This is a genomic window from Salmonella sp. 2020_1395, from assembly GCF_043848115.1.
Classification (GTDB): domain Bacteria; phylum Pseudomonadota; class Gammaproteobacteria; order Enterobacterales; family Enterobacteriaceae; genus Salmonella; species Salmonella enterica.
The window spans coordinates 88,235-109,711 of sequence record NZ_JBCMFH010000003.1 but is presented as its reverse complement, the minus strand read 5'-3'; the positions used below and the strand labels follow the sequence as shown (position 1 = coordinate 109,711).

General features: G+C 53.5%; 18 protein-coding genes. 9 read left to right on the top strand and 9 right to left on the bottom strand.

Annotated features, from left to right (window positions below; genetic code table 11):
* Positions 1 to 99 precede the first annotated feature (99 nt).
* Positions 100 to 336, top strand: a complete 237-nt coding sequence (rclB, locus tag ACH0WD_RS05375) for a reactive chlorine resistance periplasmic protein RclB (RefSeq protein ID WP_000913122.1) — start codon at positions 100 to 102, stop codon at positions 334 to 336.
* A gap of 12 nt (positions 337 to 348) precedes the next feature.
* Positions 349 to 909 carry a reactive chlorine resistance membrane protein RclC gene (gene rclC, locus ACH0WD_RS05370; protein ID WP_000362177.1) on the top strand — a complete coding sequence of 187 codons (561 nt, stop codon included), beginning with the start codon at positions 349 to 351 and terminating at the stop codon, positions 907 to 909.
* 94 nt (positions 910 to 1,003) lie between these two features.
* Here the strand turns inward: rclC and ACH0WD_RS05365 are convergent, their stop codons facing one another.
* Complete coding sequence (locus ACH0WD_RS05365; protein WP_001033450.1) at positions 1,004 to 2,179, bottom strand: DnaJ family molecular chaperone; 1,176 nt, start codon at positions 2,177 to 2,179, stop codon at positions 1,004 to 1,006.
* A 325-nt stretch (positions 2,180 to 2,504) separates the two neighbouring features.
* On the opposite strand from ACH0WD_RS05365, the gene pheP reads away from it, so the two are divergent.
* Complete coding sequence (pheP, locus tag ACH0WD_RS05360; RefSeq protein ID WP_000786283.1) at positions 2,505 to 3,899, top strand: phenylalanine transporter; 1,395 nt, start codon at positions 2,505 to 2,507, stop codon at positions 3,897 to 3,899.
* A 41-nt stretch (positions 3,900 to 3,940) separates the two neighbouring features.
* Here the strand turns inward: pheP and ACH0WD_RS05355 are convergent, their stop codons facing one another.
* Positions 3,941 to 5,188: a mechanosensitive ion channel family protein gene (locus tag ACH0WD_RS05355; RefSeq protein WP_001156965.1), complete on the bottom strand. Its 1,248-nt coding sequence runs from the start codon at positions 5,186 to 5,188 to the stop codon at positions 3,941 to 3,943.
* A gap of 310 nt (positions 5,189 to 5,498) precedes the next feature.
* On the opposite strand from ACH0WD_RS05355, the gene ACH0WD_RS05350 reads away from it, so the two are divergent.
* Positions 5,499 to 7,469, top strand: a complete 1,971-nt coding sequence (locus ACH0WD_RS05350; RefSeq protein ID WP_000192435.1) for an autotransporter domain-containing esterase — start codon at positions 5,499 to 5,501, stop codon at positions 7,467 to 7,469.
* A gap of 265 nt (positions 7,470 to 7,734) precedes the next feature.
* Here the strand turns inward: ACH0WD_RS05350 and nfsB are convergent, their stop codons facing one another.
* The 3 genes from nfsB to ACH0WD_RS05335 all read right to left on the bottom strand — a co-directional run bounded on the left by nfsB (position 7,735) and on the right by ACH0WD_RS05335 (position 9,434).
* Positions 7,735 to 8,388 carry an oxygen-insensitive NAD(P)H nitroreductase gene (gene nfsB, locus ACH0WD_RS05345; protein WP_000355882.1) on the bottom strand — a complete coding sequence of 218 codons (654 nt, stop codon included), beginning with the start codon at positions 8,386 to 8,388 and terminating at the stop codon, positions 7,735 to 7,737.
* A gap of 96 nt (positions 8,389 to 8,484) precedes the next feature.
* Positions 8,485 to 8,853: an MmcQ/YjbR family DNA-binding protein gene (locus tag ACH0WD_RS05340; RefSeq protein ID WP_000348989.1), complete on the bottom strand. Its 369-nt coding sequence runs from the start codon at positions 8,851 to 8,853 to the stop codon at positions 8,485 to 8,487.
* Complete coding sequence (locus tag ACH0WD_RS05335) at positions 8,853 to 9,434, bottom strand: TetR/AcrR family transcriptional regulator (protein WP_000113609.1); 582 nt, start codon at positions 9,432 to 9,434, stop codon at positions 8,853 to 8,855. The genes ACH0WD_RS05340 and ACH0WD_RS05335 overlap by 1 nt, the downstream gene beginning before the upstream one ends.
* Before the next feature lie 288 nt (positions 9,435 to 9,722).
* On the opposite strand from ACH0WD_RS05335, the gene ACH0WD_RS05330 reads away from it, so the two are divergent.
* A complete protein-coding gene (locus ACH0WD_RS05330; RefSeq protein ID WP_000155633.1) occupies positions 9,723 to 10,064 on the top strand; it encodes a RamA family antibiotic efflux transcriptional regulator in 342 nt (113 codons plus the stop codon).
* A gap of 5 nt (positions 10,065 to 10,069) precedes the next feature.
* Here ACH0WD_RS05330 and ACH0WD_RS05325 read toward each other — a convergent pair whose 3' ends face one another.
* The 4 genes from ACH0WD_RS05325 to ACH0WD_RS05310 all read right to left on the bottom strand — a co-directional run bounded on the left by ACH0WD_RS05325 (position 10,070) and on the right by ACH0WD_RS05310 (position 14,521).
* Positions 10,070 to 10,318, bottom strand: coding sequence for a DUF1158 family protein (locus tag ACH0WD_RS05325; RefSeq protein ID WP_000682497.1), 249 nt, complete (start codon positions 10,316 to 10,318; stop codon positions 10,070 to 10,072).
* Positions 10,319 to 10,384: 66 nt separating this feature from the next.
* On the bottom strand, positions 10,385 to 11,503 hold the full coding sequence (locus ACH0WD_RS05320; protein WP_001196911.1) for a YbdK family carboxylate-amine ligase: 1,119 nt from the start codon (positions 11,501 to 11,503) through the stop codon (positions 10,385 to 10,387).
* Positions 11,504 to 11,514: 11 nt separating this feature from the next.
* Positions 11,515 to 12,219, bottom strand: coding sequence for an enterobactin synthase subunit EntD (gene entD / locus ACH0WD_RS05315; protein WP_000958055.1), 705 nt, complete (start codon positions 12,217 to 12,219; stop codon positions 11,515 to 11,517).
* 46 nt (positions 12,220 to 12,265) lie between these two features.
* Positions 12,266 to 14,521, bottom strand: coding sequence for a TonB-dependent siderophore receptor (locus ACH0WD_RS05310; protein WP_001034949.1), 2,256 nt, complete (start codon positions 14,519 to 14,521; stop codon positions 12,266 to 12,268).
* Between the two features lie 188 nt (positions 14,522 to 14,709).
* On the opposite strand from ACH0WD_RS05310, the gene fes reads away from it, so the two are divergent.
* The 4 genes from fes to wzz(fepE) all read left to right on the top strand — a co-directional run bounded on the left by fes (position 14,710) and on the right by wzz(fepE) (position 21,441).
* A complete protein-coding gene (gene fes, locus ACH0WD_RS05305) occupies positions 14,710 to 15,924 on the top strand; it encodes an enterochelin esterase (RefSeq protein WP_000656605.1) in 1,215 nt (404 codons plus the stop codon).
* Positions 15,925 to 15,954: 30 nt separating this feature from the next.
* A complete protein-coding gene (locus ACH0WD_RS05300; protein WP_000396006.1) occupies positions 15,955 to 16,173 on the top strand; it encodes an MbtH family protein in 219 nt (72 codons plus the stop codon).
* A complete protein-coding gene (entF, locus tag ACH0WD_RS05295; protein ID WP_000194161.1) occupies positions 16,170 to 20,054 on the top strand; it encodes an enterobactin non-ribosomal peptide synthetase EntF in 3,885 nt (1,294 codons plus the stop codon). The genes ACH0WD_RS05300 and entF overlap by 4 nt, the downstream gene beginning before the upstream one ends.
* 250 nt (positions 20,055 to 20,304) lie before the next feature.
* Positions 20,305 to 21,441 carry an LPS O-antigen length regulator Wzz(fepE) gene (gene wzz(fepE), locus ACH0WD_RS05290; protein WP_001139580.1) on the top strand — a complete coding sequence of 379 codons (1,137 nt, stop codon included), beginning with the start codon at positions 20,305 to 20,307 and terminating at the stop codon, positions 21,439 to 21,441.
* The last annotated feature ends 36 nt before the right edge of the window (positions 21,442 to 21,477 follow it).

Here is a 21,477-nt window from a genome sequence, read left to right as displayed (position 1 = left end):
AATACGCCAGGACAAATATGCTGGCGTCTGAAAGAAAAGGCTTTAGTCAGGCATAACGTATTATAACACCATTGAAATAACCCACGACTGGAAATCTCGATGTTAAAAATTACCACGCTTATTGCTTCATTATTGGCTGCGCCGCTGGCGTTTTCCGCCTCCGCCCAGCCGCTAACTGACGTTGAATATATCAGCGTTTCTGCGGTGTCAGCAACGCCGTCAATGCTTGAAGACGCTATTGCCAGACTGGCGCAAAGTAAACAGGCGTCGTCATGGAAAATTACGTCCATGCGTATTGATAATACGGGTTACGCCACTGCGATATTATATAAATAAGGAGAGCCTGAGATGGATAAATATCTTCGTCTGTTAAGCCAGGGGGATCGGCTGGGATTAACATTAATTCGCCTGAGTATCGCCATCGTTTTTATCTGGATTGGACTACTAAAATTTGTGCCCTATGAGGCAGACAGTATTACCCCGTTTGTGGCGAACAGCCCGTTTATGTCTTTTTTCTATGAACATCCTGAAGAATATCGTCAGCATCTGACTCATGAGGGCGAACTAAAACCGGAGGAACGCGCCTGGCAAACGGCCAATAATACGTATGCGTTTTCGGATGGTCTGGGCGTGGTGGAATTGATTATCGCGGCGCTGGTACTGGCTAACCCTGTCAGCCGCTGGTTAGGGCTGGCAGGCGGCGTGCTGGCATTCCTGACGCCATTTGTCACGCTATCGTTTTTAATCACTACGCCGGAGGCCTGGGTTATGCCGCTGGGCGATGCGCATTATGGTTTTCCGTATTTATCGGGCGCCGGACGGCTGGTATTAAAAGATACGTTAATGCTGGCAGGTGCGGTGATGATCATGGCGGACTCCGCCCGTTCGTTACTTTTACAGCGACAGTAGCGACCCTCTTACCCTCTTACCCTCTTACCCTCTTTATGCCGCGATTCGTCGGGTGGCGCTTGCGCCATCCGACAATGTGTTGATGAATGATGGACTACCCTGACAGAAGTTCCTGTTCCACCTGTTGAACCTGCGCCTCCAGCGTATTGCGAATTTCGGTTAGCGCCCGTTCCTGCTCGGAGAAATAGGCTTCCTTATCCGCAACGGAAGAGGCGAGCCGCCAGGCATTTTCCGTTTCCAGTTGCGTTATCTCTTTCAACAGCGCGTCGATTTGCGTGCGGAGCTGGCGTATTTTATGGCGCAGATGTTCCAGGTTATTTAGCCTGTCGCTTGCCATCATCGGTTCCAGACCGCTTTGCAGCTGCGTCAATAACGCGCGAATTGCCGCCAGATCGGCATTCTGCCGCGCCTGATTAAGCTGTACCATCATCTGGTGCGCTTTTTCTTTCAATTCATCGGCGACCACATCCGGGTGACACAGGCGGCTGGCCTGACGCCACAAACGTTTTAATTCACTGCGTTCGTCTGCCGACAAACGTTGATCGCGGGCGTAGCGGAATTGCGCTTCCTGCTGCTGCTCCCGGTACTGGTGATAGTCCTGTTCCGCATTTTCCTGCGCCTGGCGGAATGCGCTGTCGTCCTGATGGGAAAAATCCGCTTCCAGCTCGCGAATTTCCGCCAGCAACGCGGTAATTAATTCCGTCTGCTGCTGGATTCGCTGACGGATGCCCACCGCTTCGCGCGAGGCGGCATTCAATCCTGTCCACTGCTGTTTTAGCGTTGCCAGTTGATCCACGGCCTGGGAAATAAATTGCAGGCAGGATTGATAATCCTTTTCCCGGCGTTTTATTTCGGCCTCTTGCTTACGCTGCATACTCACCGCGAGCTGTTTACGCAACTCCAGAATACGGCTCATCAACGGCCCGAGGCGCAGATGATAGAGGTCGTTGAAATCGTCGAGGATTTGTACCCGCGCATTTCGTTTGTCAATCAGATCGCGAAGTTGGGCTTCAAGCGCTTTCAGCTCCAGTTTACTGGCGGCAATAGAGGGATCTTGCCACGTCGAGAGCGCCCGTTGAGCCTGTAGCCAGGCGGCGATCTCTTGCATGGCGTCACTGAATCGACGAGCTTCAATCGCATGGGCAATCGCGCTGATTACGGCATCCTGCGGCTCATTTTTCAGGTAGATGAGCTGCTGACGGATAATCTCTTCGTCCTCAAGTTCGATGGCGCTTTTGATGATCTCTAAACGTTTGATGATCTTATTCATGACGTTGATGCCTGGCGTGGCTCAAAAACGGATAACAGATACCAGGTCTGATTCACCTTTTTGAAAATACTGAAAAAATACTAAATGTATTCTGTAGGGTGTCGTACTTTTCGTCCAGAGTTATTCACATATTTTATACTCGGCGTCTGTCACCCGTAACGTTCTATATCGGCGCGCACTCTTTTCTTTTTACTGCCCGCGACATCTTTTTTTACACGATAACGTTAACGTCCGGAGTTGAGCCTTGACAAACGATTGCGCCTTGCGGCAGCGAGAGCGAAATGTTAAAAGGTGCCCCTCAATAAAAACGATACAGGGGTAGGACGTGAAAAACGCGTCAACTGCATCCGGCGCCAGCGTGTCGGATGCCGCGTCGAAGAATGAACCGACGCTTCAACGGGGGTTGCAAAACCGCCATATTCAGCTAATCGCCCTGGGCGGCGCCATTGGCACCGGACTGTTTCTGGGCATCGGCCCGGCGATTCAAATGGCGGGGCCGGCTGTTTTGTTGGGCTATGGCGTTGCCGGGATTATCGCTTTTCTCATTATGCGCCAGTTGGGTGAAATGGTCGTGGAAGAGCCGGTTTCCGGATCGTTTGCCCACTTCGCCTGGAAATATTGGGGGCCGTTTGCGGGCTTTTTGTCGGGCTGGAACTATTGGGTCATGTTTGTGCTGGTCGGGATGGCGGAGCTGACCGCGGCGGGCATCTATATGCAGTACTGGCTGCCTGACGTACCAACATGGATTTGGGCGGCGGCGTTTTTTATTATCATTAATGCCGTGAATCTGGTGAACGTTCGTCTGTATGGCGAAACGGAATTCTGGTTCGCGCTGATTAAAGTGCTGGCGATTATCGGCATGATAGGTTTTGGTCTATGGCTGCTGTTCTCCGGCCACGGCGGCGAACATGCCAGCATTGATAACCTCTGGCGTTATAACGGTTTCTTCGCTACCGGTTGGCATGGTTTGCTTCTGTCGCTGGCGGTGATTATGTTTTCTTTTGGCGGACTGGAGCTGATCGGCATTACTGCGGCGGAAGCGCGCGATCCGCAAAAAAGCATCCCGAAAGCGGTGAATCAGGTGGTATACCGTATTTTGCTGTTCTACATTGGTTCGCTGGTGGTGTTGCTGGCGCTCTATCCGTGGGTAGAGGTGAAATCCAATAGCAGCCCTTTTGTGATGATCTTCCATAACCTGGACAGTAATGTGGTGGCTTCGGCGCTGAATTTCGTTATCCTGGTCGCGTCGCTTTCGGTGTATAACAGCGGCGTTTATTCGAATAGCCGAATGCTGTTCGGCCTGTCCGTACAAGGCAACGCGCCGAAATTTTTAACCCGCGTCAGCCATCGCGGCGTACCGGTGAACTCGCTGATACTTTCCGGAGCGATTACCTCGCTGGTGGTGCTGATCAACTATCTGTTGCCGCAAAAAGCGTTTAGCCTGTTGATGGCGCTGGTTGTCGCGACGCTATTGCTAAACTGGATAATGATCTGTCTCGCGCATTTACGTTTTCGCGCGGCGATGCGTCGTAAAGGGCGCGAGACGCAATTTAAGGCGCTGTTCTATCCCGCCGGAAACTATTTGTGCATTGCGTTTCTGGCGCTGATTCTGGTGTTAATGTGTACGATGGACGATATGCGATTGTCGGCGATTTTGCTGCCGGTATGGATTGTGTTCCTGTTTATCGCGTTTACAGTTTTGCGCCGTAAGGCTCATTAACTTTTTTGCCCGATCCCATGCTCATGCGATCGGGCAATCCATTAATGCCGCAATGTCCCTGACAGCGCGCGAATATCGCTGCCGGTCGGCGTCTGATGAATACGCAAGCCGAACTCTTCCACCACGGCAAAAATATGGTCGAAAATATCGGCCTGAATGCTCTCATATTCCAGCCACACGACGGTATTGGTAAAGGCGTAGATCTCTATCGGCAAACCATGATCGTCAGGCGCCAGTTGGCGTACCATCAGCGTCATATCTTTACGGATGCGCGGATGGTGGCGTAAATATTCGTTCAGATAGGCGCGAAATGTCCCGATATTGGTCATTCGGCGGTGATTTAAGGCTGATTCCGGCGCATCCAGCTGTTTATTCCATTCATCGATTTCCTGATGACGGCTGGTAAGGTACGGCTTTAACAGTTGCGCGGTTAACAGCCGCTGTTTTTCATCATCATCCAGAAAATGGATACTGGTCGCGTCAATATTAATGCTGCGTTTAATCCGGCGTCCGCCGGACGCAGACATGCCGCTCCAGTTTTTGAACGAGTCGGAAACCAGCGACCAGGTGGGAATGGTGGTGATGGTATTATCCCAGTTGCGTACTTTTACCGTGGTTAAGCCAATATCAATGACCGCGCCATCTGCGCCATATTTTGGCATCTCCAGCCAGTCGCCCAGTTTGAGCATATCGTTGGCGGAAAGCTGGATACCGGCAACCAGGCCAAGAATCGGGTCTTTAAAGACCAGCATTAATACCGCGGCCATCGCGCCCAGCCCGCTGATTAAAATTGCTGGTGACTGGCCAATCAGCAGTGAGATCATCAGAATGCCGACGATAATAGCGCCGATGAGCTTAATGCCCTGAAATATTCCTTTTAGCGGCAACTGAGAGGCGGCGGGCCATTTTTGCGATAGATTGAAAATCACGTCCAGCAGAGAAAATAACGACAGCAGGGCGTAGGTCATAATCCATAACTGCGCGCAGGTCGTCAGGATATCCGCAGCCTCACTGCCTTTTTGTAGCCAGAGCGCGGCCTGAATATTGACAATGATGCCTTGCAGCGTAAAAGCCAGACGATGGAATAATTTATTCTGGGTAATAATTTGCAGCCACAGGCGGGAACTGGCGTTGGCACGTTTTTCGAAAGCGCGCAGTACTATCCAGTGCAAAATAATATGCACGACAACTGCTGTCAGAAAAATAATACCAAATATCACCACCAGCGACGTGGTGTGATTCATTTCAATTCCCGCTAAATCTTCTACCTGGGATATCAATTCCTGCATAATCTCTCCTTTATAAACAGCAGTCTATGATGACTGCTGAATGGCATTTATGCAAATCAGGACGCCTGCGCTTCAGGCATAATCAGCAACAGACGGGTAAAAGCGCCACTGGGGTTATCCATACGCTATATTTTATCCAGCGCCCTATAAACGTCGTTATTTTACGCGGTTCCCTCTTTTTGAACAGGCGCCAGTCCGTCAACAATGAATGAAAACTTTTTAACCAGAATGTTTAAAACGATTGCAATATCTCTGTCGGATAATGATTAGCACCGTCGTACCTATCAACAATAACATTAAGGAACATCGGATGACCCAAAAGCGTACCCTGCTAAAATACGGCATACTCTCGCTGGCGCTGGCCGCGCCATTATCTGCCTGTGCGTTTGACTCTCTTACGGTAATTGGCGATAGCCTTAGCGATACCGGAAATAACGGTCGCTGGACCTGGGATAGTGGTCAAAATAAGCTCTACGACGAACAGTTGGCCGAACGATATGGGCTGGAATTAAGCCCTTCCAGCAATGGCGGCTCTAATTATGCCGCCGGCGGCGCGACGGCGACCCCGGAATTAAACCCGCAGGATAATACCGCGGATCAGGTACGGCAGTGGATTGCCAAAACGGGGGGAAAAGCCGACCACAACGGTTTGTATATTCACTGGGTCGGCGGAAACGATCTGGCGGCGGCCATCGCGCAACCAACCATGGCACAGCAAATAGCCGGTAATAGCGCCACTAGCGCGGCGGCGCAGGTAGGGCTGTTACTGGATGCCGGCGCCGGGCTGGTCGTGGTGCCAAACGTACCGGATATTAGTGCGACGCCAATGCTTCTGGAGGCGGTAATCACCGCCGGGCTGGGCGCAGCGGCGCCCCCGGCGCTAAAAGCGGCGTTAGATGCGCTGGCGGAGGGAGCTACGCCTGATTTCGCCAGTCGGCAACAGGCGATCCGCAAGGCGTTGCTGGCGGCGGCTGCAACGGTAAGCAGCAATCCGTTTATTCAGCAACTGCTCGTTGAGCAACTGCTGGCGGGCTATGAAACGGCGGCAGGGCAGGCGTCAGCTCTGACCGATTATTATAATCAGATGGAAGAGAAGGGGCTGGAGCAACACGGCGGCAATATAGCCCGTGCCGATATCAACGGCCTCTTTAAGGAAATTCTTGCCAACCCGCAGGCGTTTGGTCTGACAAATACCGTAGGTATGGCCTGCCCGCCTGGCGTATCCGCTTCGGCGTGCTCCTCGGCGATGCCTGGATTTAATGCGTCGCAGGACTATCTGTTTGCCGATCATTTACATCCCGGTCCGCAGGTCCATACCATTATTGCGCAATATATCCAGTCGATCATTGCCGCGCCAGTACAGGCGACATACCTGAACCAAAGCGTTCAGTCGATGGCACAAGGCAGTCGTACCACGCTTGACAGCCGTTATCAGCAGCTTCGCCAGGGGGAAAATCCTGTTGGTTCGCTGGGCATGTTCGGCGGATACAGCGGGGGATATCAACGTTATGATAATAATGAGGCCGACGGGAACGGTAATCATAATAATCTGACGGTTGGCGTCGATTATCAGCTTAACGAGCAGGTACTGCTGGGAGGGCTGATAGCCGGTTCTCTGGATAAGCAACATCCTGACGATAATTATCGTTATGACGCCCGCGGTTTTCAGGCCGCCGTATTCAGCCATTTGCGCGCCGGTCAGGCGTGGCTGGATAGCGATTTACACTACTTGTCCGCTAAATTCAGTAACATTCAGCGCAGTATCACGCTCGGTGCGCTAAGACGGGTGGAAGAGGGCGAAACCAACGGTCGCCTGTGGGGCGCAAGGTTAACCAGCGGTTATGATTTTGTCATGATGCCGTGGTTAACGACCGGACCGATGCTGCAATATGCATGGGATTACAGCCACGTTAATGGCTATAGCGAGAAGCTCAATACCAGTACATCAATGCGTTTTGGCGACCAAAACGCCCATTCGCAGGTGGGTAGCGCTGGTTGGCGTCTGGATCTTCGCCACAGCATCATTCACTCCTGGGCGCAGATTAATTATCGCCGTCAGTTTGGCGATGATACGTATGTGGCGAACGGCGGCCTTAAATCGACCGCGCTGACGTTTAGCCGCGACGGAAAAACGCAGGATAAAAACTGGGTTGATATCGCGATTGGCGCAGATTTTCCGCTGTCGGCAACGGTGTCCGCTTTCGCCGGGCTGTCGCAAACGGCAGGGTTAAGCGATGGCAATCAAACCCGTTATAACGTTGGGTTTAGCGCCCGATTTTGATGACACGCCAGGGAGGGCCAACTCCGTGGTGACAATATCGCCATCGTAGGCGCAAACCGGTGTCACCCGTTTTCTCCTTCATCCAGATAGGGGGTATCCAGATATGGCAAACGGCGTGCCAGTTTTAAATGTTATTTATTTTCAATGGCTTGAAAGAGAAAGTTAACACTAGCGATGTAAAACCTGGCACTTCGCGCCATTGATCATTGGGGAACCTGGCAGAAAGGTGAAAAAAGCCGGACGGGCGTCCGGCTTAGGCAGGGGATTAAACTTCCGTCAGTGTGGTTTCAAGCGGCAGACGTGATTTCGGCAGCCCGGCGTTGAAATCCTCGACGCTATGATGGCCGACCGGCACCACGACCAGACTGGTATAGCCTTTTTCTTTCAGACCAAATTCAGCGTCGAGCACCTCGGCGTCGAAACCTTCAATGGGGACGGCGTCGAGACCCATCGCGGCGACGCCCAGCAGAAAGTTGCCGACGTTCAGATAGACCTGTTTCGCCATCCACTGGTGGTCATCTTTTAGCGAGACGCGGTGCATATCGGCGAAAAAGCGGCGACCTTTATCATTTGCCGCTTTAGCTTCCGGCGTAGCGAAACGGCCATCGGCTTCTTCCTGATCGACGACGCGCTCAAGCCATGCGTCATCCATTGCGGTTTTCGCGCAGAAGACCACCACATGGGAGGCGTCCAGCATTTTGCGTTCGTTGAACGTGTAGTTTCCGGCAGCGGATTTTGCTACGCGCGCTTTGCCTTCTTCCGTACTGGCGACAATAAAGTGCCACGGCTGGGAATTGGTGCTGGAGGGGCTGTACTGTAGTAGTGTTTTTATTTTATCCGCTTCTTCGGCGGTCAGTTTTTTGCTGGGATCGAACGCCTTAGTGGAGTAGCGCTGTAAGGCGACAGAAACGATATCCATAAATGCTCCTGGTTGGTTTAGTACCCTTTTGTATCAGCAGGGTACCGGGTTATCGGTAAAAAGATAAGGGAGGAAAATGCGGAAACGGTTATTGCATCAGCGCGGTCGCAGGCGCAGTTGCTCTCTTTTAGGCAGCCCGTCTACAACCAGATTCCATGAGTCATTTATCAAATCGTTGAGTAGCGAGACGGTGATATCCTCGCCCGCATAGACTGAAATCCAGTGTTTCTTATTCATGTGATAGCCAGGCGCAATGCTGGGGTAAATTTGTTGATTTACCAGGGATTTTTGGGGATCCGACTTCAGGTTCACCACTGGGCGACAGTGATGTTCAGTGAAAAGCATGAATATTTTGCCGCCGACTTTAAACACATCGTACTGTGGGCCGAAAGGCCAGCAGTGTTCGGTAAAAGGCAGTTCCAGCGCAAAGCGTTTTGCACAGGCGTGCAGTGTTTGACCGTCCATTATTGCTCCTCGCGAGTCAGCGCGCGCCACATGGCTTCGAATCCCAGCGCAATATATTCGCCAGCGCGAGCGGGATCGCGCGCGGCGAAATCCATTGTTGTTTCAGCCAGCGCCAGAAAAAGGCCGTCGCCGAAGGCGCGGTACTCATCCGACATAAACACCATCAAAACGGAACGATGACATAAATCGCGCAATTCGGGGAACATATCGTCGGCCCGTTGTTCCGTCTCTTTGGTGAGCTTTTCGCTGACGGCCAGTTGACGGATCGCCCGATGGCGCGCGGGATGGTTCAGACCCCAACTGATGTAACTGTTCCAGATAAAACGGGTCATCATTTTGGCATCGGTAATGGATCGATCCAGCTCCATTATCATTGACTGGCAGAGATCCTGCTTTAAATGCAAATACAACGTGTTAATCAGCTCATCTTTGGTCGCGAAATAGCGAAACAATGTTCCTTCTGCAACACCTGCGTTACGCGCAATCACCGCCGTTGAGGCGGCGATACCGGATTGCGCTATCGCCTGGGTTGCCGCTTCCAGTAATGCTTGTTTTTTGTCTTCACTCTTCGGACGAGCCACTACACGTTACCCTTATGTCTGGAAAAACATGATTGAATCATGCCCGTTGTCGCGTCGCAACGGTGAATGTCAACCTTTGAAAAGTACCTTGACGGCGTATCTTTGCTTTTTATAATGAGTGCTTACTCACTCATAATCAAGAGCTGCCGCATGAAGTGGTAGAAAAGCATATTGCAGGCCATGCGATAAGCCGTCTCACAATTTATGTGGTTATTACTATGCTTATTGCTGTTGCCGTAAATGTGCGGTGCGGGAGCCGCTGACGAGTTTGATAGAGGGGAGAGCACGATGACCATTTCCGCTCAGGTTATCGACACGATTGTCGAGTGGATTGATGATAATTTGAATCAGCCGTTACGTATTGATGATATTGCCCGTCATGCGGGGTATTCCAAGTGGCACCTGCAGCGCCTTTTTATGCAGTACAAAGGGGAGAGTCTGGGGCGCTACGTGCGTGAACGGAAGCTAAAACTGGCGGCGCGCGACCTGCGCGACACCGACCAGAAGGTGTATGATATTTGTCTCAAGTATGGTTTTGATTCGCAGCAAACCTTTACGCGCATTTTTACCCGCACGTTCAACCTGCCGCCAGGCGCTTATCGTAAAGAAAAGCATGGCCGTACGCATTGAAATGTTTAATCGGCCAGCGAAAACCAGCGCCGCCAGATAAAGCGAATAACATAATATTCCAGCGCGCCGAGCAACAGAAACCATAAACAAAACAACAAAGTATAAAGCTGGTTGAGATCCATAAGATGAAAGATCCCGACCAGTTTTTGCGCCAGCGCAAGGCCGAGCGAAGGGGCGGGCAGCAGCAGGCTGGAGAGCAACGCCATCAGCAAAATACCGGCAGCGGTCATCAATGATTCAAGCGGGTGTTTCATGGCTTTGTTAAACGTAAGTTAAAACGCCATTGTCCGGGATATCGCCTGGTAAGGCAAATATGCTGTCTATTGTCCCGTCCAGATTTCACAATGTTTTTGTACCAGACCTATCAGCGATCCGCCGTCGGCAATAAACTCCCGCATATATTGCGCTTCGTTACCACCTTTTTTCACCTGCAGACGTAGCGCGTCAATGGCGCTGTCGGCGCCCAGCTTGCGCGCAGAGGGGGTAACGTTGTCCAGCAGACGCAGCGTATCATCTGCCAGGCGACGGCGGTCGCCGGTATAGACATCGGTTAGCACGCCCTCCAGACCATAGCGGCAAGCCTGAAAACGGTTGAATTTATATAACAGATAGTCTTGTTCCTGCGGTTTAAAGGGACGCTCGGTCAGCAGCCAGTGCGCGGTCGCCTGAATCAACCCTGCCATATTGATGGCATGATCAAGGGTGAGCGGCGTATCCATCACCCGAACTTCTACCGTGCCAAAGGCCGGGCTTGGGCGGATATCCCAGTGCAAATCTTTGATGCTGTCGATCATCGTGGTGTAAGACAGACGGCGAAATAGTCCGGCAAACTCTTGCCAGTTACTGACCCACGGCATGGGACCGTTATCGGGAAAAGCGGAAAAAATATTCAGGCGCGCGCAGGCAAAACGGGTGTCAGATCCTTGCATATAGGGGGACGCGGCGGAGAGCGCAATAAAGTGCGGCACAAAATGCGACAGCCCGTGTAAAAGATAAATCGCATCGTCGCCGTTCGCGCAGCCGACGTGGACATGCTGGCCGAAAACCGTCGCCTGTTGAATTAAGTAGCCGAAATTTTCCAGCGTGCGTTGATAGCGCTCATTATCACAGACCTCCTGACGCTGCCATTTTTGAAAAGGGTGCGTACCGCCGCCGCAAATGCCGAGATGGTGTTCCGACGCCGCCTGTAAAATAACGTGCTGCATGGCAGAAAGTTGGGCCGCCGCCTGGTCAATATCGCGGCAGACGCCCGTGGCCATCTCCAGCATACTTTCGGTGATATCGTGCTTAATTTCTCCCGCAGTAAGTTGGGGCTTAACGGCATCGATCAGCGTAGAAGAGTCCTGACTTAAATCGTAGCCAGGTGGATTGATCACCTGCATCTCCAGCTCAATACCAAGCGTATAAGGTTCAGAAACGTGAAAATCATTCAGCGCCATAGCGATCTCATTTATCGGGGGATTGCGCTAAGTATAGAAGCGGGAGCGCTCCTGTCGTGGGGAAAGCGCGTTATTGCAGAAACAAGAGTAATAACGCTATTGCCACGTTGAAACCATTCTGTACGGACGGTACGTTCAGCCATCGTGGCGGCAAAGGCTGGCAGCAGATGTAACGAGATGTGCGTGGCGGTAAGCGAGGTAACTTTTGCGCTATTGAATCCCGGGAGCGTGACGCGGTCTGAAAAGGCTTTATAAACGCTCTCTTTGGCGGAGAAAGCCAGCGTCAGGGCAAGCGGAAAAGGGAGCGTGCTCGCCTGGAGAATTTGGCGCTCATCGCTATCGATAATGGACGGCGCCAGCTCTGTCGCCGTGTGCTGACTCATGATTTTTTCTATATCAATGCCGATACGTTGTCGGGATATGACGGCCAGCGCCGTTGACGCACAGTGGCTGATGCTGCCAAATAGGCCGTCCGGCCATAGCGGCTGTCGCTTGTCGCCAATACCGGGCACTGTCCTGACGCCCATCTCGCGTAGCGCATGAACGGCGGCGATGCGGCCTGCCAGATGTTCAGCTTTACGCTTGTGTCCGGCAGACCGGAGCCGATCGTGATGAGGCAGCCATAACAGGTCGTGTTCGTGAAAGCTGCTCGCATCAAAGTCGACGATATGCAGCCTGTGTCCGGCAAAGGGAAGGGGAAAATGAGATGTCAGCATCGTTTTTTGCTAATTCCCTCCCCGAATGAGGGAGGGAAGGTTGCCATCAGAAATGGGTATTAATGCTCATATACCACGTACGTCCCGGTTCGTTATAGGTGTACGCGCCAGCGCCCGCCATATAAGCGCCAGTTTGCGTATCCCTGACGGTTTGCGCGTTACCTTCACGCCACAGACGTTTGTCAAAGAGGTTATCCACGCCACCGGTCAGGCTGACATTTTTGGTCACGTCCCAGGTCGCGCTCAGGCCAACAATACTGTATGGGCTGACCGCTTGCTTATCTGTTCCGGTAACGGGGTTACCCTGATAATCATATTTCTTTGGCTCTTGTTTGCCGTACCAGGTGAAGGTCGATTGCAGAGAAACGTCCTGACGTACCTGCCAGCTCAGGGTTGAGTTAAGCGTGTACTGTGGAATAATCGACAGGCGTTCGCCGGTCTCTTTGTTTTTACTCTGCAGCATATACGTAACGTTATTCGTCCAGTTGACGGTGTCGCTAACCGGTACGTTTAACGTGCCTTCCAGACCTTCAACGACCGCTTTCGGCACGTTCTCCCACTGATAAACATCCGTTTTGCCGTTGTTGATACGCTGCAACGGCACCGTACCCGCTTCAATCTTATTGCGGTAATCATTGCGGAACCAGGTGATGCCGGCCAGCCAGCCATCGCGTTTAAATTCCAGACCGATCTCTTTATTGATGCTGGTTTCGGCTTTCAGATCATCGTTACCCATCATATAGCAGCCGATGCCGGTACCCGCGCCAGTCGCGTAGCAACCCTGACCTTTACTGTACAAAATATAGTTTGGGTTAGTCTGGTACAGACTCGGGGCTTTATAAGCGCGGGCGATTCCCATTTTCAGGGTAAAGTCATCCCCCAGACCTTGCGACAGGTTCAGCGATGGGCTCCAGTTATCCCCCACAATACTGTGATGATCGAAACGTAGCCCCGGCGTCAGCATGGTGCTATCGGTCAGTTCCATGTTGTTTTCAGCAAACAGAGAGAAAATTTCCGCTTTTGAATAGGGGCTACGATTGGTACTGCTGTAACCCGGGATATTTCCCCCCATAAAGGTTTGCGAGTTGGAGAGCTCGTCTTTCATACGCTGTTGGGCCCATTCGGTACCCAGCGTCAGGTTTTGATTTACCAGCAGATCGAAAGGAAGGCTCACTTCGCTGTGTAGGGTGACGTCATTCAAATCGGCATCGGCATATTTTTGCGATGCTTTGGGATCGAAAATTCCTTCGGTGCCGCCTGCCAGGCCTTCCGGCATCCGGGAGTTACGGGTATGTTCGTATTGCACCCAGTTACTGGTGGTTACGCCATTATCCCAGCCGCCGTTCCAGGTCAGAGAGTAGTTCTGCCGATAGAGGCGGTTCGTCTCTTTTCCGTAATTATCTTTCACCAGCTGGTTCGTATTGGTGTTCTGAGTATCGCCGGCATAGAGGTTGCCCTGGCGACTGTAACCGGCCTCCAGTTCCAGAGACTGAAGCGGAGCAAAATCCCAACGAACCACGCCGTTGATATCTTTGTTAATGACCCCCTCGCGTCCTGCCGGTAGCGTGTCGGCGTAACTCCCGGTACGTTCAGACTGATGCCCCTGGTTAATATTACGCGCATCCGCCTGCGTTTTGTCGAGGTTGCCATACAGACGGAAGCTGAAATCCCCGCCCAGCGGGCCGTTCAGGCTAAAGTTAGTGCGTTTGGTCGCGCCTTCGTCTTTATGTTCCGGCGCGTTGAAATAGGTATTCCAGGAACCGTGCCACTCGCTACCGCCTTTTTTGGTAATGATATTGACCACGCCACCCGCCGCGCCGTTACCGTAGCGTGCGGCGGCAGGGCCACGCAGCACTTCAATGCGTTCGATCATCTCCGGCGGCACCCACGCGGTATCGCCGCGGGTATCGCGTTCGCCGCGCCAGCCCAGGCGCACCGAGTTACGGCTGGTGACGGGTTTACCGTCTATCAGGATGAGGGTGTTTTCCGGCCCCATGCCGCGAATATCGATTTGGCGGTTATTCCCGCGCTGACCGCTGGTGGAGTTGCCGGTCAGGTTTACGCCTGGCATGGTGCGGATGATTTCTGACACGTCGCGCGCGGGCGGATTTTTGCGGATCTCATCGGCGGTGATGGTGGATACGCCTGGCGCCTGTAGGTTTTGCTGGGCAGCGGTCACCACGATGGTGTCTTCATTGGTGAGCGCAGCGCTATCGGTTTTGTCTTCCGCCATCACGGGCAGAGCGGCCCCGTAAATCCCTAAATTGACCAGTAAGGTCAGGGAATGAATCTTCTTGTTCATTGTATATCCTGCTTTTCTTTAGCCACATAAGCCAAAGCGCCCGTCAAAGGCATTGGCCGGGTGGTGAAATTGTGTTCGCGCGTCCCATAGCGCGACAATACGCTATTGCAAATGCAAATAGTTATCAATAATATTATCAATATATTTCACCTTTTATATACAAAATTCATAATAAACACAGGGTTATAATGAAAGAGGCGCTGGCAACGGGAAGTGAGGCCTGGTGGAGGACGAAAACCGGGCCGGAATGGATACGGGAAAAAGACGGAAATTATCGGGTCACTTTTTGGTGGCGCGACCCGCAGGGAAACGAAACACACTCCCCGATACGGCGTGTCTGGGTCTACATCACTGGCGTAACCGATCATCATCAAAACGCGCAGCCTCAGACGATGGAGCGTATTGCCGGAACGGATGTCTGGCGCTGGAGCACGGCGCTTAGCGCTAACTGGCGCGGCAGCTACTGTTTTATTCCTACCGAACGCGATGACGTTTTTGCCGCTTTTGCGCCGGGCGAAACGCCCGATCGGAACGCACTGCGTGAAGGCTGGCGACAGCTATTACCGCAGGCGATTGCCGACCCGCTTAATTCGCAAAGCTGGCGGGGAGGACGTGGTCATGCGGTTTCAGCGCTGGAAATGCCGGATGCGCCCCTTCAGCCGGGATGGGATCGTCCTGAAATGCCGTACTCGCCGCCTTTGATGATGCAGTGGCATAGCGAACGTCTGGGTAACTCCCGCCGCGTATGGATATTGACGACCGGAGACGAGGCGCCGGAGGAAAGACCGTTGGCTATTCTGCTGGACGGTCAATTCTGGGCGGAAAATATGCCCGTCTGGCCCGCGCTCGCCTCGCTGACTCATCAACGCCTGCTTCCCGGTGCCGTCTATCTGCTGATTGACGCGATTGATACTCGCCACCGCAGCCAGGAGTTGCCCTGCAATACCGACTTCTGGCTGGCGGTGCAGCAGGAACTGTTGCCGCAAGTCAGAGCCGTGACGCCTTTTAGCGATGATGCCGGGCGAACGGTGGTCGCCGGACAGAGTTTTGGCGGCCTGTCGGCGCTGTATGCCGGCCTGAACTGGCCGACGCGTTTTGGCTGTGTACTGAGCCAGTCAGGATCGTTCTGGTGGCCCCATCGCATCACCCCGCCGGAGGGGGAAGTCATTACCCGGCTGAAAACCGGCGCATTGTGCGCGCGCGGACTGCGTATCGTACTGGAAGCCGGCGTGCGTGAGCCGATCGTGTTTCAGGCAAATCAGGCGCTTTATGCCCAACTGAACACCTCGCAGCAGTCCATTTTCTGGCGTCAGGTTGACGGCGGACACGATGCGCTTTGCTGGCGCGGCGGGCTAACGCAAGGGCTGATGCTGCTTTGGCAGCCGCTTATCGACACGCTTTAACCGGGCACATGTCCATGACAGGAGTTGAGTATGGAATTCAGTAATCCCTTCGATAATCCGCAGGGACAGTTTTACATCCTGCAAAATGCGCAGCGTCAATTCAGCCTTTGGCCAGCGGCGTGCGCGCTTCCCGCAGGCTGGGACGTGGTATGCGAACCGCAATCGCAGGACGCGTGCCAGCAGTGGCTTAATACGCGCTGGACAACACTGAATCCGGCGCATTATGCCGATAAGCAGGAGGCGAAATGACGCAGCGTTTACCGTTAGTCGCCGCCCAGCCGGGGATCTGGATGGCAGAAAAACTCTCTGATTTACCCTCCGCCTGGAGCGTGGCGCACTACGTGGAACTGAATGGCGAGCTGGATGCCCCCTTGCTGGCAAAAGCGGTAGCGGTAGGGATGCAACAGGCGGATACGCTACGGATGCGTTTTACCGAAGAGAACGGCGAGGTCTGGCAATGGATAGATCCTGAGCACACCTTCAGCGAGCCCCCGATTGCCGATTTACGCGACCATCCCGATCCGCATCACGCGGCGCTGGCGTTAATGCAGGCGGATTTACGGCAAAACCTGCGCGCAGATAGCGGTAAGCCGCTGGCGTTTCACCAGTTAATCCGCATTGATGATACCCGCTGGTATTGGTATCAGCGCTATCACCATTTGCTGGTGGATGGCTTTAGCTTCCCGGCGATAACCCGCCAGATTGCGGCGATTTATCGCGCCTGGCAGAGCGACGCCCCTACGCCGGAGTCGCCTTTTACCCCCTTTGCGGATGTGGTCGAGGAATATCAGCGCTATCACCAGAGCAAGGCCTGGCAGCGTGACGGCGCCTTCTGGGCGCAGCAGCGCCGCGAGCTGCCGCCGCCGGCGTCAATTTCTGCCGCGCCGTTGCCGGGGCGGTCGGCGAGCGCGGATGTTCTGCGTATGAAATTGAGCGCGCCGGCGGGGGCGTTTCGCCAACTGGCGGCGCACATGCCTGAGATACCGCGAGCGGATCTTGCCCTGGCGCTGGTGACGTTGTGGCTGGGACGATTATGCGGGCGAATGGATTATGCCGCCGGATTTATCTTTATGCGGCGGATGGGCTCAGCGGCGTTAACGGCGACCGGGCCTGTCCTTAACGTGTTGCCGCTGGCGGTTAACCTTTATGCGACGGAAGATCTGCCAACGCTGGCGAAGCGTCTTGCGGCGCAGTTAAAGAAGATGCGCCGCCACCAGCGTTACGACGCCGAACAGATTGTACGCGATAGCGGGCGAGCCGCAGGGGAGACGCCGCTATTTGGCCCGGTGCTTAACATAAAAATGTTTGATTATTATCTGGATCTTCCTGGCATACAGGCGCAAACTCATACCCTGGCGACGGGGCCGGTTAACGATCTTGAACTGGCGCTTTTTCCGGATGAAAACGGCGGTCTGGATATTGAATTGCTGGCGAATGCACAGCGTTACGATGATGCCACGCTCTCCCGCCATGCCTTACGATTGATGGCGCTTATCACGCAGTTTGCGGATAACCCGGCGCTGTGCTGCGGCGATGCGCAAATGCTGCTGGCGGAAGAACAAACGCAATTAACACACCTTAATAATACGGCGGTAACGATTCCCGCCGCCACGCTTAGCGATTTGGTGGCGCAGCAGGCGCAAAAAACGCCAGAGGCTTCCGCGTTGGCAGATGCGCACTATCATTTTACCTACCGTGAAATGCGTGAACAGGTTGTGGCGCTGGCGTACGCGCTGCGGGAACGCGGCGTTCAGCCTGGCGATAGCGTAGCGGTGGCGTTGCCGCGGTCGGTTTTCCTGACCTTAGCGCTGCATGGCATTGTCGAGGCGGGCGCCGCCTGGCTGCCGCTGGATACCGGTTATCCTGACGATCGGCTGCGAATGATGCTGGAAGATGCGCAGCCGAAACTTTTAATTACGACTCAGGCGCAGCTGGCGCGCTTTCACGATATTCCGGGGATGGAATATTTGTGTTATAGCCAACCGCTACCGGTCAGTAACGCCACTCCGCTGGGGCTGTCGTTACCGCATCATACCGCTTACATCATTTTCACCTCTGGCTCGACGGGCAGGCCGAAAGGGGTGATGGTGGGACAAACGGCGATAGTCAACCGACTGCTGTGGATGCAGGATCACTATCCGTTGACGGCGGATGATGTAGTAGCGCAAAAAACGCCGTGCAGTTTTGACGTCTCAGTATGGGAGTTTTTCTGGCCGTTTATCGCCGGGGCGAAACTGGTGATGGCTGAACCGGAAGCGCACCGCGACCCGCTCGCGATGCAACGGTTCTTTGCGCAATACGGCGTCACGACCACTCATTTTGTGCCGTCGATGCTGGCGGCCTTTATTGCCTCGCTCACGCCAGCGTCGGCTGGGAAAAGCTGCGCTTCCTTAAAGCGCGTTTTCTGTAGCGGCGAGGCCCTGCCGACGGCGCTGTGCCGCGAATGGGAGACGTTAACCAATGCGCCGCTACACAATCTATACGGGCCAACGGAGGCCGCGGTGGATGTGAGCTGGTATCCGGCCTGTGGCGATGAGCTGGCGGCTGTTGACGGCAACAGCATCCCGATTGGTTATCCCGTCTGGAATACCGGTTTACGTATTCTCGATGCGCATATGCAGCCGGTGCCGCCGGGCGTGGCTGGCGATCTCTATCTTACCGGTATCCAACTGGCGCAGGGCTATCTGGGGCGTCCGGATCTTACCGCCAGCCGTTTTATCGCCGATCCTTTTGCGCCAGGCGAACGGATGTACCGTACCGGAGATGTGGCGCGCTGGCTGGATTCCGGCGCGGTGGAGTACCTGGGGCGCAGCGACGATCAGCTCAAAATTCGGGGTCAACGTATTGAACTGGGCGAGATTGACCGCGTCATGCAAACGCTGCCGGATGTTGAACAGGCGGTAGCACATGCCTGCGTCTTTAATCAGGCGGCGGCGACGGGCGGGGATGCCCGGCAACTGGTCGGCTATCTGGTGTCGCACTCCGGTTTGCCGCTGGATTTACCGGCGCTGCAGGAAAAATTACGCCAAAAACTTCCCGCGCATATGGTGCCGGTTGTGTTGTTGCAACTTGCCGGTTTGCCGCTTAGCGCTAATGGCAAGCTGGATCGTAAAGCCCTGCCGCTGCCGGACCTGACGCCGCGCGTGAAAGGGCGTGCGCCGCAGTCCGCAACGGAGATTGCTGTCGCCGCGGCGTTTTCCCGCCTGCTGGGCTGTGAGATTAACGACGTTGAAAGTGATTTCTTTGCGCTGGGCGGACATTCGCTGCTGGCGATGAAACTGGCCGCGCAGCTAAGTCAGACGTTTAACCGCCAGGTGACGCCGGGGCAGGTGATGGTGGCGTCTGACGTGGCGCAGTTAAGTAAGCTGCTCGATACTGACGATGACGAACGCTCGCGCAATCTGGGGTTCGGGCCGCTGTTGCCGCTGCGTGAAAGCGATGGTCCAACGTTATTTTGTTTCCATCCGGCGTCGGGGTTCGCCTGGCAATTTAGCGTATTATCACGCTATCTCAGCCCGTCGTGGTCGATTATGGGGATTCAGTCGCCGCGCCCCGCTGGCCCTATGCAAACCGCAACCACTCTTGATGAGGTATGTGAACATCATCTGGCGACATTGCTCGCCCGGCAGCCGCATGGCCCTTATTATTTATTAGGCTATTCGCTGGGCGGGACGCTGGCGCAAGGGATCGCCGCCCGGTTGCGCGCGCGCGGCGAAACGGTGGCGTTTTTGGGGTTACTGGACACCTGGCCGCCGGAAACACAAAACTGGCGGGAAAAAGAGGCGAATGGCCTCAATCCGGACGTATTGGCGGAAATTGAACGTGAACGCGCTGCGTTTGTCGCCGCGCAGCAGGGAAATGCCTCCGAAGCCTTATTTACCGCCATTGAAGGCAATTATGCGGATGCCGTCCGTTTGCTGACGACGGCGCATAGCGTACCGTTTGATGGACATGCTACGCTCTTTGTGGCGGATAAAACGGTGCCGGAAGGCGTATCGCCTGAACAGAGCTGGTCGCCGTGGATAGCGTCTTTGGCTATTTATCGCCAGCCGTGCGCGCATGTAGATATTATTTCTCCCTCCGCTTTTGAAACTATCGGGCCCATCATCAGCGAACTTATTAATAAATAACGGGCGTTGTTTCTGCCTTTAACAAATTAAATCCTGAAACCCATAATAATTACTAATTATTATGGGTTTTTTTATTGCAACTATTAATTCTTTTAACATAAGTGATACATGCTACAGGCAAGTTTAATTCCGAATATTTAGCTTTTCGGGCACTGACGCGTAAAGATTGTTTCGGATAATTCTGACTTGCTGTTAGAATCTCTGACAGGAATGTGTTCTTTCATTGGATAAAGTTTTCAGGTCATACTGCATGCCATCTCTTAATGTAAAACAAGAAAAAAATCAGTCATTTGCAGGTTACTCACTGCCGCCCGCCAACAGTCATGAAATCGATTTGTTTAGCCTTATAGAGGTGTTATGGCAGGCGAAACGTCGTATTCTTGCTACCGTTTTCGCCTTTGCGTGCGTGGGGTTGCTTCTGTCCTTTCTGCTGCCGCAAAAATGGACCAGCCAGGCGATTGTCACACCGGCGGAGTCGGTACAGTGGCAGGGGCTGGAGAGAACGTTGACCGCGCTGCGCGTGTTGGATATGGAGGTAAGCGTTGATCGGGCCAGCGTATTTAATCTGTTTATTAAAAAGTTTAGCTCGCCCTCGCTGCTGGAAGAATATCTTCGTTCTTCTCCGTATGTCATGGATCAATTAAAAGGCGCGCAAATAGAAGAGCAGGATCTTCACCGGGCGATTGTCGTGCTGAGCGAAAAAATGAAAGCGGTGGACAGTAATGTCGGCAAGAAAAATGAAACGTCGTTATTTACGTCGTGGACGCTGAGTTTTACCGCGCCGACGCGGGAAGAAGCGCAAAAAGTGCTGGCTGGCTATATTCAGTACATCTCTGATATCGTCGTGAAAGAGACGCTGGAAAATATTCGTAACCAGCTGGAAATCAAAACCCGCTATGAGCAGGAAAAGCTGGCGATGGATCGGGTGCGTCTCAAAAATCAGCTTGATGCCAATATTCAACGTCTTCATTATTCGCTGGAAATCGCCAACGCCGCCGGTATTAAGAGACCGGTTTACAGCAATGGTCAGGCGGTAAAAGATGATCCGGATTTTTCTATTTCTCTCGGCGCGGATGGTATTTCCCGCAAACTGGAAATTGAAAAAGGGGTAACGGACGTGGCCGAGATCGACGGTGATTTGCGTAACCGTCAATACCATGTTGAACAACTGGCGGCAATGAATGTGAGTGACGTGAAGTTTACCCCGTTTAAATATCAACTGTCGCCGTCTCTGCCAGTGAAAAAAGATGGCCCGGGTAAAGCGGTCATTATTATCCTGGCGGCGTTGATTGGCGGTATGATGGCCTGCGGCGGCGTATTACTGCGTCACGCGATGGTCTCGCGTAAAATGGAAAACGCGCTGGCGATAGATGAACGGTTAGTCTGATTTACCCGAAAAGCCGGATAGCGATATCCGGCTTTG